This is a genomic window from Camelimonas abortus (assembly GCF_042432745.1).
GTDB classification, from domain to species: Bacteria; Pseudomonadota; Alphaproteobacteria; order Rhizobiales; family Beijerinckiaceae; genus Camelimonas; species Camelimonas abortus.
This window is the reverse complement of the sequence record NZ_JBHLWR010000006.1, coordinates 2,277,300-2,293,956: the sequence shown is the minus strand read 5'-3', so window position 1 is coordinate 2,293,956 and position 16,657 is coordinate 2,277,300. Positions and strand designations below refer to the sequence as shown.

General features: G+C 72.7%; 12 protein-coding genes. 6 read left to right on the top strand and 6 right to left on the bottom strand.

Annotated elements, in window-relative coordinates; all coding sequences use genetic code 11:
• Window positions 1-184: 184 nt before the first annotated feature.
• On the top strand, window positions 185-1,672 hold the full coding sequence (locus ACFFJB_RS12200; RefSeq protein ID WP_376831611.1) for an aspartate ammonia-lyase: 1,488 nt from the start codon (window positions 185-187) through the stop codon (window positions 1,670-1,672).
• A gap of 15 nt (window positions 1,673-1,687) precedes the next feature.
• Here the strand turns inward: ACFFJB_RS12200 and ACFFJB_RS12195 are convergent, their stop codons facing one another.
• Window positions 1,688-2,443, bottom strand: a complete 756-nt coding sequence (locus ACFFJB_RS12195; protein WP_376831610.1) for an RluA family pseudouridine synthase — start codon at window positions 2,441-2,443, stop codon at window positions 1,688-1,690.
• Between the two features lie 191 nt (window positions 2,444-2,634).
• Here ACFFJB_RS12195 and ftsY point away from each other — a divergent pair, with 191 nt between their 5' ends.
• Window positions 2,635-3,909: a signal recognition particle-docking protein FtsY gene (gene ftsY, locus ACFFJB_RS12190; RefSeq protein WP_376831609.1), complete on the top strand. Its 1,275-nt coding sequence runs from the start codon at window positions 2,635-2,637 to the stop codon at window positions 3,907-3,909.
• A 472-nt stretch (window positions 3,910-4,381) separates the two neighbouring features.
• On the opposite strand, the gene acs is transcribed toward ftsY, so the two are convergent.
• From acs to tsaD, 4 genes are all read right to left on the bottom strand, one after another.
• Complete coding sequence (gene acs / locus ACFFJB_RS12185; protein WP_376831608.1) at window positions 4,382-6,346, bottom strand: acetate--CoA ligase; 1,965 nt, start codon at window positions 6,344-6,346, stop codon at window positions 4,382-4,384.
• A gap of 436 nt (window positions 6,347-6,782) precedes the next feature.
• Window positions 6,783-7,199 (bottom strand): EVE domain-containing protein, encoded by a 417-nt coding sequence (locus tag ACFFJB_RS12180; protein ID WP_376831607.1) that lies wholly within the window; start codon window positions 7,197-7,199, stop codon window positions 6,783-6,785.
• Window positions 7,200-7,234: 35 nt separating this feature from the next.
• Window positions 7,235-8,242 carry an NAD(P)H-dependent glycerol-3-phosphate dehydrogenase gene (locus ACFFJB_RS12175; protein ID WP_376831606.1) on the bottom strand — a complete coding sequence of 336 codons (1,008 nt, stop codon included), beginning with the start codon at window positions 8,240-8,242 and terminating at the stop codon, window positions 7,235-7,237.
• A gap of 3 nt (window positions 8,243-8,245) precedes the next feature.
• On the bottom strand, window positions 8,246-9,304 hold the full coding sequence (tsaD, locus tag ACFFJB_RS12170; RefSeq protein ID WP_376831605.1) for a tRNA (adenosine(37)-N6)-threonylcarbamoyltransferase complex transferase subunit TsaD: 1,059 nt from the start codon (window positions 9,302-9,304) through the stop codon (window positions 8,246-8,248).
• A 417-nt stretch (window positions 9,305-9,721) separates the two neighbouring features.
• On the opposite strand from tsaD, the gene hemC reads away from it, so the two are divergent.
• The 4 genes from hemC (at window position 9,722) to ACFFJB_RS12150 (ending at window position 14,790) form a co-directional block, all read left to right on the top strand.
• On the top strand, window positions 9,722-10,657 hold the full coding sequence (gene hemC / locus ACFFJB_RS12165) for a hydroxymethylbilane synthase (protein ID WP_376831604.1): 936 nt from the start codon (window positions 9,722-9,724) through the stop codon (window positions 10,655-10,657).
• A gap of 152 nt (window positions 10,658-10,809) precedes the next feature.
• Complete coding sequence (locus ACFFJB_RS12160) at window positions 10,810-11,520, top strand: uroporphyrinogen-III synthase (RefSeq protein ID WP_376831603.1); 711 nt, start codon at window positions 10,810-10,812, stop codon at window positions 11,518-11,520.
• 172 nt (window positions 11,521-11,692) lie between these two features.
• On the top strand, window positions 11,693-13,192 hold the full coding sequence (locus ACFFJB_RS12155; RefSeq protein ID WP_376831602.1) for a hypothetical protein: 1,500 nt from the start codon (window positions 11,693-11,695) through the stop codon (window positions 13,190-13,192).
• Entirely contained in the window at window positions 13,189-14,790 is a 1,602-nt protein-coding gene (locus ACFFJB_RS12150) for a heme biosynthesis protein HemY (RefSeq protein WP_376831601.1), read from the top strand. Before ACFFJB_RS12155 ends, ACFFJB_RS12150 begins: the two co-directional genes overlap by 4 nt.
• A gap of 51 nt (window positions 14,791-14,841) precedes the next feature.
• Here ACFFJB_RS12150 and ACFFJB_RS12145 read toward each other — a convergent pair whose 3' ends face one another.
• On the bottom strand, window positions 14,842-16,515 hold the full coding sequence (locus ACFFJB_RS12145; RefSeq protein WP_376831600.1) for an FMN-binding glutamate synthase family protein: 1,674 nt from the start codon (window positions 16,513-16,515) through the stop codon (window positions 14,842-14,844).
• Window positions 16,516-16,657: the final 142 nt, after the last annotated feature.

Genomic DNA, 16,657 nt, shown 5'->3' with positions numbered 1-16,657 from the left:
TGTTCAGATCATTTTATGATTTCTCATTATGTCGCGCATCGCTCCAAAGTATTTTCCTTGTATTTGTACAAATTCACGCGAATATGTTTCCCGGCTGGGGAGCGACGCCTTGCGACGGAGACGGAACGGCGACGCGTCGTCGGCCGTGCCGTGGCTGCCGCGGGCGCGATGACATGGGCATTTCATGGCCAGCCAGAACAGGAACCCTGCCGCCGCCTCCGCCGGCGCGCCGCCGTCCGCAACCGGCGCCACGCGGCGCGAGCACGACCTCCTGGGCGAGGTCGACATCCCCGCCGACGCCTATTGGGGCGTGCACAGCTTGCGGGCCCGCGACAACTTTCCCATCACCGGCGTCGCCGTCGGCTCCTGTCCGGAGCTGGTGCGGGCGCTTGCGCTGGTGAAGCACGCCGCGGCCCTGGCCAACCGGCGCCTTGGCGCGCTTCCGCCGGAAAAGGCGGAGGCGATCGCCCGCGCCTGCGCCGAGATCCATGAGGAAGGAAAGCTGCACGACCAGTTCGTGGTCGACGTCATTCAGGGCGGCGCCGGCACCTCCACCAACATGAACGCCAATGAGGTGATCGCCAACCGCGCGCTGGAGCTGATGGGCCGGCGCAAGGGCGATTACGCCGCCCTGCATCCCAATGACGACGTCAACATGGCGCAGTCCACCAACGACGCCTATCCGACGGCGGTGCGCCTTGCGCTGATCCTCGCGGCGCGGCCGCTGCTGCGGGCGCTGGACGACCTGTGCTACGCGCTGAAAGGCAAGGCGGCCGAGTTCGCCGGCGCGCTGAAAATCGGCCGCACCCAGCTGCAGGACGCGGTGCCCATGACCTTCGGCCAGGAATTCGGCGGCTGGTGTGTCACCCTGCGCGAGGACATCAGCCGGCTGAACGAGGCGCTGGCCCTGTTCCGCGAGGTCAATCTCGGCGCGACGGCGATCGGCACCGGCGTCACCGCCGACGCCAGCTATGCGACGCTGGCGGTGGAGGAGCTGTCGCGGCTGTCGGGCGTTCCGCTGGTTCCGGCGGCGCATCTGGTCGAGGCCACCTCGGACATGGGCGCCTTCGTGCTGTTTTCCGGCGTGCTGAAGCGGCTGGCGGTGAAGCTGTCCAAGATCTGCAACGACCTGCGCCTGCTGTCGAGCGGGCCGCGCGCCGGCCTTGGCGAGATCAGCCTGCCGGCCGTGCAGGCGGGGTCGTCGATCATGCCCGGCAAGGTCAATCCGGTCATTCCGGAGGTGGTCAACCAGGTCGCGTTTCTGGTGATCGGCGCCGATCTCACCGTCACCATGTGCGCCGAGGGCGGCCAGCTGCAGCTCAACGCCTTCGAGCCCGCCATCGCCAGCTGTCTGCTGGATTCCCTGCGCCGGCTGGCGGCGGCTGTCGACGTGCTGCGCGCGCGCTGCATAGAGGGCATGACCGTCAATCGCGAGCGCTGCCGCGACATGGTGGAGAGCTCCATTGGCCTGGTGACGGCGCTGGGCCCGGCGCTCGGCTATGAGGCGGCCTCGCGCATCGCGCGCCGGGCGCTGCAGGAGAACCGCCGCGTCGCCGATCTCGTGCTGGAGGAGGGGCTGATGGACCCGGCCGCCCTCGCCGAAGCGCTGCGCGTTGAGGCGATGACCGGCCCGATGCGCCTCGATCCGCGCCGCGGCGCGGAAAAATCCTGAAGCGGGCGCAGGCGCTCAGGTGGCGTCGCCGGGGGCCTGCGCAAATCCGCAGCGGGCGAGCAGCGTCGCCATGTGCGGCGGCGGCGGCGCGACCACATGCACCGCGGGCTTCGCCGGATACAGCGGAATGGTGACCGAGCGCGCGTGCAGGTGCAGGCCTGGCCCGCCGAAGCGCGGCGCGTCGCCATAAATGGCGTCGCCGACGATCGGCCAGCCCATGGCGGCGCAGTGCACGCGCAGCTGGTGGGTGCGGCCGGTCACCGGCGTCAGCTCCATCAGGGTCAGCGGTCCGCCGTCTTCGCTTCCGGCCTCACCCAGCGCGCGCCACAGGGTGACGGAGGGCAGGCCGTCCGGATCCACCTTCATCCACCAGCCGCGCGCCGGGTCGCGCCGCGCCAGCGGCAGGCTGATTTCGCCGCGTCCGGCCGGCGGCCGGCCCCTAACCACGGCCAGATAGGTCTTGTCGATCGCGCCGTCGCGGAACATCCGCCCCAGCTTCTCCAGCGCCTTGCGGTGGCGGCCCAGCACCAGGCAGCCCGAGGTGTCGCGGTCGAGGCGGTGCGCCAGAGAGGGAACGCGCGGCAGGCCGAAGCGCAGGGCGTCGAAGGCGCTCTCCAGGTCCGGCGCGTTTCGCTGGCCGGCGGCGGCCGGGCCGCGATGCACCGGCACGCCCGGCGGCTTGTTGAGCACCAGCATCATGCCGTCGCGATAGAGCACGCGCTGCTCAATCGTTTCGCGCAGCTGTTCAAGGGTAAGGGCCGGCTGGTTCATGGGCGCGGTTGCGGCTGGTGCGGACGGCGGCGTTGATAAACCATCCCGGCGCCGGCGGAAACCGCCCCTGCGGAGCAGGCCATGCGGCGGCGCGCCCGCCAGCAAACAGTTGCCAAGCGGGCCTCACCCTGTAAGACCTCTCCTGCGTGCTTTGAGGCTGCCGCCGCAGCGCATCGACCACCGGGACGGATATGAGCGACAACGAACGCAAGGGTTTCTTCTCGCGGCTGTTCGGCCGGAAACAGGACCGCTCCGCGGCAACGCCCGCCTCGCAGGAGGCGCCGGCGGCGCCGGAGCCCGCCGGCGCGGAGCGGCCCGTCCCGCAGCCGGAGCCTGCGGAGGCCGCCGCTCCGCCGGCCGCGGACAGCGCGCCCCACGCGCCGCAAGACGCCGTCGCGCCAGAGCCGGAGGCGGCCGCCGCCCCGGATCCGGAAGCCGCGCCGCAGGCGCCTGGACCCGTCGCCGGAACGCAGCCCGTCGCCGCGCCCGGAGCCCCGCGCGCGCCTGAGCCCGCGCCGGAGCCAGAACCGCCTGCGCCGAAGCCGAGCTGGTGGCAGCGGCTGAAAGGCGGCCTCGCCCGCACCTCGTCGTCGATCAGCAACAGCCTCGCCGACCTGTTCGTGCGGCGCAAGCTCGACGCCGCGGCGCTGGAGGATCTCGAGGACATCCTCATCCAGGCCGACCTCGGCGTTGACACCACCGAACGCATCGTCAGGGCGGTCAGCGCCGGCCGCTTCGACCGTGAGGTGTCGGCGGACGAGATCCGCGCCGTGCTGGCGCGCGAGGTGGAGGCCACCCTCGCGCCGGTGGCGAAGCCGCTGGAGATCGACGCCGCGCGCAAGCCGTTCATCATCCTCATGGTCGGGGTGAACGGCGCCGGCAAGACCACCACCATCGGCAAGCTGGCGCAGAAATTCCGGGCCGAGGGCCGCTCGGTGATGCTGGCGGCGGGCGACACCTTCCGCGCCGCCGCCATCGAGCAGCTGAAGGTCTGGGGCGAGCGCACAGGCGCGACCGTGATCTCGCGGCCCCAGGGCGCGGATGCGGCCGGCCTCGCCTTTGACGCGGTGAAGGAGGCGAAGGAGCGCGGCGTCGACGTGCTGATGATCGACACCGCCGGCCGCCTGCAGAACAAGGCCGGCCTGATGGCCGAGCTGGAGAAGATCGTGCGCGTGGTGAAGAAGCTCGACCCGGAGGCGCCGCACGCCGCGCTGCTGGTGCTCGACGCCACTACCGGCCAGAACGCGGTGAGCCAGGTCGAGATTTTCGGCAAGACCGCCGGCGTCACCGGCCTGATCATGACCAAGCTGGACGGCACCGCCCGCGGCGGCATTCTGGTCTCCATCGCGGCCAGGACCGGCCTGCCCGTGCACTTCATCGGCGTCGGCGAGGGGGTGGACGATCTGGAGCCCTTCGCCGCCCGCGATTTCGCGCGGGCCATCGCAGGCCTGCCGGAGAAAGACTGACCGGCGCCGGCAGGCGGCGCCCGGCGGCGGTTCCGTTCGCCGCAGGAGGCGAGGGCCGCGTCGGCGGCGCGGCGCGCCAGTGGCCGCCAGGGCGTGATATCGGGACCACGGAGGGCGATGGTTCTGATGACGCGCAAAGGCGGAAGCACGGCGGCCAGCCGCCGCGCCGCTCCGCGCGCCGGGCCTCGTTCCGGTGAATGGAGAGCCGCCTGCAGTCGCACGCGGCCGGGCGCCAGGGCGGCGGGGGCAAGGCTGATCCTGCGCATGAAACGCCGTTCAGGAGAGCAGGCGCCGCAAGCGACGCGCCGGCGTTCACGGCTGGCGGCGGTGACTTGACAGGCATCGGCGGGATTTTTGTTTCCTGCTCCGGACGTGCGCGCGCCGCCGGGAAGCCCGCCGGAAAGCGAAAGGCGGCGCGACCGCCAGCGCGCCGCCTTTCGTCCGCTCCCCATGACGGGCCGGAGCGGCCCGTTTACTTGCGCCGGTTCTGGCGGTTGCTGATCAGCTCGTCCACCACGGCCGGATCGGCGAGGGTGGAGGTGTCGCCCAGCGAGCCGAAATCGTCTTCGGCGATCTTGCGCAGGATGCGGCGCATGATCTTGCCGGAACGGGTCTTGGGCAGGTTCGGCGCGAACTGGATCAGGTCCGGCGTGGCGATGGGGCCGATCTCCTGGCGTACCCACGACACCAGTTCCTTGCGCAGCGCGTCGCTGGGCTCCGCGCCGGACATCAGCGTGACATAGGCGTAGATGCCCTGGCCCTTGATGTCATGGGGATAGCCGACCACGGCGGCCTCGGAGACGGCCGGGTGCGCCACCAGGGCGGATTCGATCTCTGCCGTGCCCATGCGGTGGCCGGAGACGTTGATGACGTCGTCGACGCGGCCGGTGATCCAGTAATAGCCGTCGGCGTCGCGGCGGCAGCCGTCGCCGCTGAAGTACTTGCCGGGATAGGTGGAGAAATAGGTCTCTTCGAAGCGTTTGTGGTCGCCGTAGACGGTGCGCATCTGGCCGGGCCAGGAGTCGGTCAGCACGAGGTTGCCCTCCGCCGGGCCTTCAAGCACCTTGCCGGAGGCGTCCACCACCTGCGGCTGCACGCCGAACAGCGGCAGCGTCGCCGAGCCGGGCTTCAGCGTGGTGGCGCCGGGCAGCGGGCTGATCAGGATGCCGCCGGTTTCCGTCTGCCACCAGGTGTCGACGACAGGGCAGCGGCCGTCGCCGACCACGCGGTGATACCACTCCCAGGCTTCCGGATTGATCGGCTCGCCCACCGAGCCGAGCAGCCGCAGCGACGCGCGCGAGCACGCCTTCACCGGGCCGTCGCCGGCCTGCATGAGCGAGCGGATGGCGGTGGGGGCGGTGTAGAAGATGTTGACCTTGTGCCGGTCCACCACCTGCCAGAAGCGGGACATGTCCGGATAGTTCGGCACGCCCTCGAACATCACCGTGGTGGCGCCGTTGGCCAGCGGGCCGTAGAGCAGGTAGCTGTGGCCCGTCACCCAGCCGACGTCGGCGGTGCACCAGTAGATGTCGCCGTCGTGATAGTCGAAAACATGCTGGTGGGTGAGGGAGACGTAAACCAGATAACCGCCGGTGGTGTGCAGCACGCCCTTGGGTTTGCCGGTGGAGCCAGAGGTGTAGAGGATGAACAGCGGGTGCTCGGCCTCCACATGCTCGCACGGGCACTCGGCGGTCACCTGCTCGCGGGCGGCGTGGTACCAGACGTCGCGCAGCGGATCCATCGGCACGTCGGCGCCGGTGCGGCGCACCACGACGACGTGCTCCACCTCCAGCCCTTCGGGCAGGCGGGCGATGGCGGCGTCGACATTGGTCTTCAGGGGCACCTTGCGGCCCCCGCGCACGCCCTCGTCGGCGGTGACGACCACTTTCGAGCCGCAGTCGGCGATGCGGCCGGCGAGGGAGTCCGGCGAGAAGCCGCCGAACACCACCGAATGGATGGCGCCGAGGCGGGCGCAGGCCAGCATGGCGTAGGCCGCTTCCGGAATCATCGGCATGTAGATGGTGACCCGGTCGCCTTTCTTGACGCCACGGTTGCGCAGCACGTTGGCGAAGCGGCAGACCTCGTCATGCAGCTCCTGATAGGTGATGTGCTTCGATTCCGAGGGGTCGTCGCCTTCCCAGATGATGGCGGTCTGGCTGGCGCGGGTTTTCAGGTGGCGGTCAACGCAGTTGTAGGCGACGTTGGTGACGCCGTCTTCATACCAGCGGATCGAGACGGCGCCCGGGGCGAAGCTGGTGTTCTTCACCTTCGTGTAGGGCCGGAACCAGTCGATGCGCTTGCCGTGCTCGCCCCAGAACGCCTCCGGATCGGCGATCGAGGCCGCGTACATTTTCTGGTAAGAGCTGGCGTCGACCCAGGCGCGCTTCCGCCACTCCTCAGAGGGTGGCCAGGTCCTGCCATGGGCATGGTCGGTCATGTTGCTCTCCCCGAAACTCTCGCGCAGCCCTGGCGTCGCCGTGTGCCTGCGCGGGCTGATGCTTGTGGTGAAGTTAGCCGCGCGCCTGGCCGGAGCGCAAGGCGACGAAAGGGGAGGACTGGGGACGCCTGCGCCTTCGCCAGCGCTTGCGCGGGCGGCGCGGGGAAGGCCGTCCGGCCGCGCGCGCGGGCGATGAGACCGCCTGCCCCCGTGGCGGCGCGGCGGGCCGCGGAACAGGCGTGGACGCGCAATAAAGCGTAGCGCGGGCGACAGGTTATGCGGGCGCCGGCCGGAGCGCCCGCGGCGCGACCGGCGATGCGGCCGCCGCCCGCCGGCGGGAGGGTTGACGCAATGGTGATGCGCGCGCGCCGCCAGTTGCGCCGGCCGGCCGGTTTGGCGGCCCTCAGCGGCGGCGCCGCCTTCGGCGCCGGCGGCGTCAGTCCAGCCCGCCCAGCTCGCGCACCACGCGCCACTCGTCTGCGGTCACCGGCTGGACGGAGAGCCGCGAATTGTTGGCCAGCACCATGTCCTTCAGGCGCGGCTCCCGTTTGACCATCTCCAGGGTGACCGGGCGCGGCAGCGGCTCCACGGCGCGGATGTCGACCATGCCGAAGCGGCCGGTGGGGTCGGTGTGGTCCGGATAGTACGGCCGGATGACCTCGACGACGCCGACGATCTTCTTGCCCTTGTTGGAGTGGTAGAAGAAGCCGAGATCGCCCACCTTCATGGCCATCATGTTGCGCCTGGCCACGTGGTTGCGCACGCCGTTCCACGGTTCGCCGGCGTCGCCGCGCGCGACCTGCTGCTCCCACGACCAGGTGTCCGGCTCGGACTTGAACAGCCAGTAGGCCATTTCCTGCACCTCCGCCCCCGCGTCGCCGGCGGGGATCAGCCTTCGCGCCGCAGCGGGCGCATCATCAGTTCGCCGATGGCGTCGTCAATGCCCATGCGGCCGTCGAGAATGGCCGCCACCGCGGCGGACACCGGCATGTCGACGCCGGCGTCTGCGGCGCGCCGCAGCATCACCGCCGCCGTGGCCGCGCCCTCGGTGAGCTTGCCGCCGCTGGCCTCGGCGACAGGCGCGCCGCGGCCCAGCGCCTCGCCGAAAGCGAAGTTTCGGGACTGGCGCGAGCCGCAGGTGAGCACGATGTCGCCCAGGCCGGAGAGTCCCATGAGCGTGTCGCGGCGGGCGCCGTAAGCCTCTGCGAAACGGGTGATTTCGGCGAAACCGCGCGCCACCAGCGCGGCGCGGGCGCTTTCGCCGAGGCCCCGCCCCATGACGATGCCGCAGGCGATGGCCAGCACGTTCTTGGCGGCCCCGCCGATCTCGACGCCCCGCATGTCGGTGGTGTGATAGATGCGCAGCGCCGGCCCGGACAGCCGCCGCGCCAGTCGCGCCGCCAGCGCCTCGTCGTCAGCCGCCAGCGAGACGGCCGTCGGCAGCCCGCGCGCCACGTCGGCGGCGAAGCTGGGGCCGGAGAGCACGGCGGGCGCAGCCTCCGGCAGCATCTCGCGCACCACGTCGGACATGAAGAGGCCGCTGGCGCGCTCGATGCCCTTGGCGCAGATGACCACGGGCAGGCCCTTGCGGCCGAGCCACGGGCGCAGACGGGCGAGGGCGTCGCGGATCTGCTGGGCGGGGATCACCAGCAGCACCGCGTCGGCGTTGGCCAGCGGCGCCGGGTCAGCGGCGGGCGCGACGCCGTCCTCCAGGCGCACGCCGGGCAGCCGCGATCCAGCCTCCCGCGTCGCCGCCATGGCGGCCACGGCCGCGCCGTCGCGGCCCCACAGCGGCACCGGCGCGCCGCCGGCGCGCGCCGCCGCATTGGCCAGCGCCACGCCCCAGGCGCCCGCCCCGATCACCGCGATCACCCCGCCGCCTGCGTCCACGGTCATGGCTCAGGCCTTGGCTCCGGCGCGGGTGTCCTTGCTGGCGTCGAGCGGCCAGCGCGGACGGGCCGCGACGGTCAGGTCGTCATGGATGCCCATGCGCAGGCGTTCCAGCCCGGCCCAGGCGATGATGGCTCCGTTGTCGGTGCACAGCTGCAGCGGCGGCGCGACGAGCCGCACGCCGGCCTCGGCCGCGAGCCGCTCGAGGCCGCGGCGGATGGCCATGTTGGCGGCGACTCCGCCGGCCACCACCAGCGCGGCGGGATGACCGGCGATGTCCCGGAAGCCGCGCAGCGCCACGCGGGTGCGGTCCGCCACCATGTCGACCACCGCCGCCTGGAACGAGGCGCACAGGTCGGCCACGTCGATGGGCCGCAGCGGCAGGATTTTCTGCGCCTGCTGGCGCACGGCCGTCTTCAGGCCGGAGAGCGAGAAATCGGCCGTCGGGCGGCCCACCATCGGCCGCGGAAAGGCGAAGCGCTCCGGATTGCCCTTCGCCGCCTCGCGCTCAACATGCGGCCCGCCCGGATAGGGCAGTCCCAGCATCTTGGCCACCTTGTCGAAGGCCTCGCCGATGGCGTCGTCGACGGTGGTGCCGAGGCGCACGTAGTCGCCCACGCCTTTCACGGCGATGAGCTGCGTGTGTCCGCCGGAGGCCAGCAGCAGCAGGTACGGGAACTGCACCGGCTCGATCAGCCGCGGCGTCAGCGCGTGGCCCTCCAGATGGTTCACCGCCACCAGCGGCTTGCCGGTGACCAGCGCCAGCGCCTTGGCGGCGGTGAGGCCGATCATCACGCCGCCGATCAGCCCGGGGCCGGCGGCGGCGGCGAAGCCGTCGATATCCTGCAGCTCGACGCCGGCGGTCTCCAGGGCGCGGGCGATGAGGTGATCGAGCGCCTCCACATGGGCGCGCGCGGCGATCTCCGGCACCACGCCGCCATAAGCGGCGTGGGCGGCGATCTGGCTCAGCACCTCATTGGAGCGGATGATCGGACGCCCGGCGCCGTCGGTTTCCACCACCGCAGCCGCCGTTTCGTCGCAGGTCGTTTCGATACCGAGCACACGCATGCGTCTGGATCACCTCGAGCTGGTCTGCGCTCCGGGGCGGGAGCCGTCGCCGCCGCCGGCCCGCGCCGCGCGCGCGACGGGGCCTGCGCCCGCGCCGATGACGCAGGCTCTAGAGCATGTCGCGTCCAAAGGAAATGCGCGACAGCGCCCGCCGCGGCGGCGCGGGCGTCGCGACCGTCGCCATGATATCCCCAATGCAGCGGGCTGTCTGGCCTGTCATGACGCCGTTCTCAGGCGGGATTGCGGCGAACTGTCCCGAAATCGGTTCCCACTTTTGCGAAGCATGCTCTATAGAGAGCGCGTCGGCAGGTTTCCCCCGGGGCTACGGCCGCGCGCTTCATTCTGGTTTGCAGTCGGGCTGCAGCAGGCCTTGCTGGCAGGCGTTGCCGGCGTCAGCCTTTGGAGTGAGACCCACCCATGTCCATTTCACGCCTCGTCGTCGGCACGCGCGGAAGCCCGCTCGCCCTCGCCCAGGCGAACATCGTGCGCGACAGGCTCGTGGCCGCCCTCGGACTTGATCCGGCCCAGGCGACGCTCCAGGTCATCCGCACCACTGGCGACATGATCCAGGACCGCGCCCTGGCCGAGGCCGGCGGCAAGGGGCTGTTCACCAAGGAGCTGGATTCGGCCCTGCTCGCCGGCGACATCGACCTCGCCGTCCATTCCGCCAAGGATCTGCCTACCTGGCTGCCCGATGAGCTGGTGATCGCCGGCTATCTGGAGCGCGAGGACGTGCGCGACGTGCTCATCGCGCCCGGGGCGCGCGGCGGCGTCGCCGCCCTGCCGGCGGGCGCGGTGGTGGGCACCGCCTCGCTGCGCCGCGCCGCCCAGATCCGCCGCCTGCGGCCGGATGTCTCCACCGGCCTGCTGCGCGGCAACGTCCACACCCGTCTCGCCCGGCTGCACGAGGGACGTTTTGACGCGACCCTGCTGGCGCTGGCCGGCCTGCGCCGCCTGGGCGTCGAGGAGCCGGCGGCCACCGTGCTGGGGCTGGACGAAATGCTGCCCGCCGTCGGCCAGGGCGCCATCGCCATCACCGCCCGCGCCGCCGATGAGGCCGTGCGCGAGGCGCTGGCGCGGATCATCCACGCCGACACCGGCTACGCCCTCGCCGCCGAGCGCGCCTTCCTCACCGTTCTGGACGGCTCCTGCCGCACGCCCATCGCCGGTCTCGCCCAGGTGGACGGCGACCGGCTGCGCCTGCGCGGCCTGCTGCTCTCCGTGGACGGGCAGGAATGGGTGGAGAGCGTGCGCGAAGGCCATGTGAGCGACGCTGCGGCGCTGGGCGAAGACGCCGGCCGCGAGATCCAGCGCCGCGCCAGCCCTGCGCTGCTGCAGCAGGCCGGCCGCTAGCGGCGCTGGCCGCCGCTTCTTCATGATTTCGCCGCCGGCGCGCGGTTAGCTGGCCGCGTCATCCGGCGCGCGGGCGAGGGCGGGGCAGGGCGCGGCTGTCGCTTTCAGGCGCAGGTGGAGGCAAACTGGGGACGGCGGCAAGGGAGGCGGCCATGCGAATCCTGCTCACACGTCCGGCCTCGCGCAGCGGCGCCACGGCCCGCCGCCTGCGCGGCATGGGGCTCGAGGTGGTGGAGTCGCCGGTGCTGGCCATCCGCCCCAGCGGCGCGCCCATGCCGTCTGGCCGTTTTGACGCCGTCATTCTCACCAGTCCCGGTTCGCTGCTTGGTTTTCCCGAGCCGCCGGCGCATCTGCCGGTGCTGGCGGTGGGCGACCGCACCGCCGAAGACGCCCGCCACGCCGGTTTCCTGCACGTTCTGTCCGCCTCCGGCGACCGCCACGACCTTGCGGCGCTGGCGCGCGAGACGTTGCCGCCCGGCAGCCGCCTGCTGCTCGCCGCCGGCCGCGAGCGCAAGGAAGATCTCGTCGACATGCTGCGCCGGGACGGTCTCGAGCCGGTGGTCTGGGTCTGCTACCACGCCGACGCGGCGTCGTCGCTTGCGCCTGAGGCGTCGGCGGCGCTGCAGGCCGGCGCCATCGGCTGGGTGATGCACTATTCGCCGCGCAGCGCCGCCCTGTTTCTGGAGCTGGCGGCGGCGGCCGGATTGCGCGCCGCGGCGCAGCAGGCCGGCCATGTCTGCATTTCCGAAGACACCGCGGTGGCGCTGGAGCGGGCCGGCGTGACCCGGGTGGTCACCGCCGAACGGCCGGATGACGACGCCATGATCGCCGCCGTGGCGGCGCTTGTCGCCGGCGCCGCGTGATCGCGGCGGATCGTCCGGGCTGGCTTGCCTGCCGGCGACCGGCGTGGGACCGTCAGCTGCGCGGGCGGGAGAAGCCGTCGCGGAACCCGCGCGGGGCGCCGCGCGGTTTTACTGGAGGGGGCGGCTGCGGGCGGACCGCGGCGTGAGGGACGAAGCGGGGGAACGATTGGCGATGAAAGACAGCTCTTCTACAGGCGCAGGCTCCCCGGAGGACAGGAACGACGCCGGCGCGCCGCACAGGGACGCGGCTGCGGCCGGCCAGCCCGCGGCGCCGCAGTCCGGCGGCTCGCCGCTGCGCCGCCCCGTGACCATCGATCTCACGCCCGAACCCGCCGGAACCGGCGCCGGGCCGGGCGGCGCGAAGGCGTCCGCGGCAGATGCGGCCAGATCCACGTCCGCGTCGCGGCCGGAGACGGAGAAGCCCGCCCGCGTGGGAGAAGAAAAGGCGGGGGAGGCCGCGGAGAAACGGTCCGCGGCTCCGTCGTCCTCCGGCTCCGCGCCGCCGTCCGGCGGGGGCGGCGGTTCTGGCCTTGTGGGCGGGCTGCTGGCGGCGGTGATTGGCGCGGCCGCAGGCGTGGCCGGCGCGTGGCTCGTGTTTGTCGTCAGCCCGCCAGGCATCGCCACCATCCAGGACGACGGCGCGCTGGAGCAGCGGTTCAGCGCCCTCGAGCAGCAACTCGCGGCCAATGTGAACGCGCTGGCGCCGCGGGCCGAGGTCGTCGCCCTTGGCGAGCGCGTCGCCGCCCTCGACAGGCGCCTCAACGCCGTCGCCGCCGAGGCGAAGCAGCTCGCCAGCCAGGCCGCGCCCGCGGCTGCGCCGCCGGCTCCGCCGGACGGGGCCGGCGCGCAGCAGGTCGCCGCGCGTCTCGCCGTCCTGGCGGATGAGCTCGCCGCTTTGCGCAAGGCGGAGCAGGAGACCGCCGCCGTCGCTGGCGACGCCCGCCAGAAAATTGACGCGCTCGCCGCGACGGTGCGCGACGTCGACCCGCAGCGGGCGGCGAGCGCGGAGCAGGCCGCCGCAAAGGCGGAGCAGGCGGCGGCCGGTCTCGCCCGCCGCGTGGACGATGTGGACGCCCGGCTTGCGGCTCTTGGCCAGCGCCTCGACGCCCGCGGCGGCGACGCGCTGATGCAGGATCTGGCCCGCGCCCTCGCCGCGGCCGAGGCGCGCGCGGCGATCGTGGCCGGCCGGCCGTTCAGCCCTGACGTCGCCCGTCTGGCGGCGGGCGGCGACGCGGCGCTGGCGGCGCCTCTGGAGCGGGGGGCGGCCGGCGTCGCCCCGCTTGCGCGCCTGCAGCGGGATTTCGCCGCCCTCGCCGGGCGCCTCTCTGTGCTGCAGCACCGGGACGAGAGCGTCCTTGACCGGCTCGGCGCCAGCGCCGCGCGCCTGGTGCGCGTCCGCCCGGTGGACGCGGACGGCGCGCCGGTGACGGCGCAGGAAGGCACGGTGGAGCGGGTCAGCGACCTGCTGGAGCGCGGCGATCTCGCCGGCGCGCTGCAGGCGTGGCGGGCGCTGCCGCAGCCGTTGCAGACGGAGTCGGAGGCCTTTGGCGCGGCCCTGGCGGCGCGGACCCAGGCGGAGGCCGCGGCCCGCGCCGCGCTCGACCAGGCGCTGGCGGCGATCGCCCGCCAGACCGCCCCGGCCGGGAGTGACACGCAGGGTCGCCGCCAATGACGAGAGTCCTGAGCTTTATCGTTCTCATCGCACTGCTCGCGGCCGGCGTCGCCTGGCTGGCGGACCGTCCCGGCGACGTGGCGGTGGTCTGGAGCGGCTATCGCATCGAAACCTCGGTCGGGGTCGCAGTGGCGGCGTTTTTCGCCGCCCTCGTGCTCGCGGTGATCGCCTGGACGGTCATCCGCCTCGCGCTGAGCCTGCCGGACATCGTCAGCGTGGCGACGCGCGGCCGCCGGCGCCAGCGCGGCATGGACGCGCTCTCGCGCGGACTGGTGGCTGTGGGGACGGGCGACCCCGCCCTGGCGCGGCGTTACGCGCTGGAGGCGGAGAAGCTGCTGGGCCGCGCGCCGCTCACGCTGCTGCTGCGCGCCCAGGCGGCGCAGCTCGCCGGCGACCGCAAGACGGCCGAGGCGGCGTTCCGCGCCATGCTGGAGCAGCCGGAAAGCCGCGTGCTCGGCCTTCGCGGCCTTTACGTGGAGGCGCGGCGCCGGGGCGACCTTGAGGAAGCCTGGGGCTACGCCGGCGAGGCGGCCCGGATCGATCCTGGCGTCGGCTGGGCCAATGAGGGCATGCTGGAGTTTTACGGCGCGTCGCGGCGCTGGCGCGACGCCCTCGCCATGCTGGAGCGGCGGCTATCCACCGGCCGCATGAACCGCGACGAAGCCCGCCGCCAGCGGGCGGTGCTGCTTACCGCCGACGCCATCGACCGGCAGGATTCCGATCCGGACGGCGCCGTCAGCGCCCTGCGCCAGGCGGTGAAACTGGCGCCGGATCTCGTGCCGGCGGTGGCGCTGCTGGGGCGGCTGCTGTCGCGGCAGGGGGCGTTGCGCAAGGCGGCGAAAGTGCTGGAGGCGGGCTGGCGGCTGCAGCCGCACCCGGACATCGCCGCCGCTTATGTAGACCTGCGTCCGGGCGATTCCGCCCTCGACAGGCTGGAGCGCGCCCGCGCCCTGCAGCGACTGGCGCCGGGCCACGAGGAATCGCGCCTGGTTGTGGCGCGCGCCGCCATCGACGCCCGTGAATATGACCGGGCCCGCGCGGCGCTGGAGCCGCTGCTGAAAGGGCGGCCGCAGGCGCGCGTATGCCTGCTGATGGCCGGGATCGCCGCCGCCAGCCCGGCGGGCGCAGGGGAGGCGCGCGAGTGGCTGGCCCGCGCCTCGCGCGCGCCGCGTGATCCGGCGTGGATCGCCGACGGCGTCGTTTCCGATCACTGGGAGCCGGTCTCCCCGGTCACCGGCAGGCTGGACGCCTTTGTCTGGACCACGCCGGCCGAACTGCTGACCCGCGAGGACAGCGACTGGTCCGGATCCGAGACCGCCGGCCCCGCCGGGGCCGGGTCCGCCGGGCCGCTGCCGTCGCCGGAGGCCGCCGCTGTGGCCCCTGTCCGTCCGGACGCGCCGGCGGCGACGTCGCAGGCGCAACAGGCGGACGCCGCGCCGGCGCCGTCTTCCGGCGCTCCGGAGGCGAAGCCTGCCCCACGCCGGCCGTCTCCGCCGGTCGAGGTGGTGTTCCCGGCGCCGCGCCCGCCGGATGATCCCGGGCCCGAGGGCGCCCATCACGACGGCGTGGAGCCGGCGCTGCGGCGCATCAACCTGTAACGGCCAGACGCCGTCGGGCGCAGGCTCCGCGGCGCAGGCGGGCGGGGGCGCTCACGATGCGGCGGCGGCCGTCCGCGCGCCCGGTCGCGCGCCTCCGGAAGGCAGATGCGCCGGGGCGAAACTGTCCGGGCGGGCCACGCGCCAGGTGTCGGCGTAGAAGGCGTGGGCGCTGTAGCCGCGCAGCAGCTCGCCGGGCTCAAGGAAGGGAAACAGCCGCGAGAACAGCCGGATCTCCGTGGAGCCCACGCGCCGGGCGATGTGATGCGGGGTGATCTCCGACGGATGCTGCAGCCCCGCCGCGGCCAGCAGCTCGGCGAGCGCGTGCAGGGTGTTGCGGTGGAAGTTGGCCACGCGCCGCGCCTTGTCCTCCACGACGATGGCGCGCTGGCGCAGCCGGTCCTGGGTGGCGACGCCGGTAGGGCAGCGGTTGGTGTGGCAGGCGCGCGCTTGGATGCACCCCACCGCGAACATGAAGCCGCGGGCGCTGTTCACCCAGTCGGCGCCGAGGGCGAAGGCGCAGGCCATGTCGAAGGCGGAGATGATCTTGCCGGCCGCCGCCACCCGGATCTGGTCGCGCAGCCCCGCGCCCACCAGCGTGTTGTGCACGAACAGCAGGGCTTCGCGCATGGGCGCGCCCATGTTGTCGGCGAACTCCACCGGCGCCGCGCCGGTGCCGCCTTCGGCCCCGTCCACCACGATGAAGTCCGGCCGCACGCCGCTCTCCAGCATCGCCTTGACGATGGCCATGAATTCCCACGGCTGGCCGATGGCGGTCTTGAAGCCCACCGGCTTGCCGCCGCAGAGCGCGCGCAGCTCGGTGATGAAGTCCATCAGCTCAAGCGGCGTCTGGAAGCGGCTGTGCGAAGGCGGCGACACGCAGTCATGCCCCATGGGAATGCCGCGGGTGGCGGCGATCTCCGGGGTGATCTTGCTGGCCGGCAGGATGCCGCCGTGGCCAGGCTTCGCCCCCTGGCTCAGCTTGATTTCGATCATGCGGATGCGCGGATCCCGGGCCCGTTCGGCGAATTTTTCCGGCGAGAAGGTCCCGTCGGGATTGCGGCAGCCGAAATAGCCGCTGGCGATCTGCCAGACGAGATCGCCGCCATGCTCCAGGTGATAGGGGCTGACGCCGCCTTCGCCGGTGTCCTGGCAGAACCCGCCCAGCCGCGCGCCCAGATTGAGCGCCTGGATGGCGTTGGCGCTGAGCGCGCCGAAGCTCATGGCGGAGATGTTGAGGACCGAGGCGGAATAGGGCTGGCGGCACTGGTCGCCCCCCACGCTGACGCGGAAAGTCGCCGGATCGGCCAGCGGCGCCGGGGTGAGCGAGTGGCCCATGAATTCGTAACGGTCGGCGTAAGCGTCCAGCGTGGTGCCGAACGGCCGCTGGTCCGGCTCCGCCTTGGCGCGCTGGTAGACAAGCGAGCGCTGCGCCCGCGAGAACGGGACGGTTTCCGTGTCCGTTTCCAGCAGATACTGCCGCACCTCCGGCCGCACCGCCTCGAACAGGAAGCGCAGGTGGCCGATCACCGGATAGTTGCGCGTGATGGCGTGCCGCTTCTGCAGCAGGTCATGGACGCCGAGCAGGGTGAGGCCGGCGAAAACCAGCGACATCACCCGGCCGAGATACAGCTGGTCGGCCAGCAGCCCGGTGACGATCATCATCGCCACGCAGATCGCCAGGGCGGCGTAACGTTGCATGAAACGGGCGGTTTGCAGCGCCTTCATGGCTGGTGGGCCTCCTGGAGCGATGGCCGGCCTGCGCCCGCCGCGCCGCCGGAAGACGTCGTGCGCGCGCGGCTGCGGTGGCGGCCGGCGGTTAGTGCGGCGGCGGGCGCCGCCGCGGGCGTCCGCGTGGCCTTGCGGCCCT

Excerpts from the sequence above, each read along its gene's own strand:
- hemC (WP_376831604.1), top strand. The coding sequence starts at position 9,722 with ATGTCCATTTCACGCCTCGTCGTCGGCACGCGCGGAAGCCCGCTCGCC.
- ACFFJB_RS12175 (WP_376831606.1), bottom strand. The coding sequence starts at position 8,242 with ATGACCGTGGACGCAGGCGGCGGGGTGATCGCGGTGATCGGGGCGGGC.
- ACFFJB_RS12195 (WP_376831610.1), bottom strand. The coding sequence starts at position 2,443 with ATGAACCAGCCGGCCCTTACCCTTGAACAGCTGCGCGAAACGATTGAG.
- ACFFJB_RS12200 (WP_376831611.1), top strand. The coding sequence starts at position 185 with ATGGCCAGCCAGAACAGGAACCCTGCCGCCGCCTCCGCCGGCGCGCCG.
- ACFFJB_RS12160 (WP_376831603.1), top strand. The coding sequence starts at position 10,810 with ATGCGAATCCTGCTCACACGTCCGGCCTCGCGCAGCGGCGCCACGGCC.
- ACFFJB_RS12155 (WP_376831602.1), top strand. The coding sequence starts at position 11,693 with ATGAAAGACAGCTCTTCTACAGGCGCAGGCTCCCCGGAGGACAGGAAC.
- tsaD (WP_376831605.1), bottom strand. The coding sequence starts at position 9,304 with ATGCGTGTGCTCGGTATCGAAACGACCTGCGACGAAACGGCGGCTGCG.
- acs (WP_376831608.1), bottom strand. The coding sequence starts at position 6,346 with ATGACCGACCATGCCCATGGCAGGACCTGGCCACCCTCTGAGGAGTGG.
- ACFFJB_RS12145 (WP_376831600.1), bottom strand. The coding sequence starts at position 16,515 with ATGAAGGCGCTGCAAACCGCCCGTTTCATGCAACGTTACGCCGCCCTG.
- ACFFJB_RS12180 (WP_376831607.1), bottom strand. The coding sequence starts at position 7,199 with ATGGCCTACTGGCTGTTCAAGTCCGAGCCGGACACCTGGTCGTGGGAG.
- ftsY (WP_376831609.1), top strand. The coding sequence starts at position 2,635 with ATGAGCGACAACGAACGCAAGGGTTTCTTCTCGCGGCTGTTCGGCCGG.
- ACFFJB_RS12150 (WP_376831601.1), top strand. The coding sequence starts at position 13,189 with ATGACGAGAGTCCTGAGCTTTATCGTTCTCATCGCACTGCTCGCGGCC.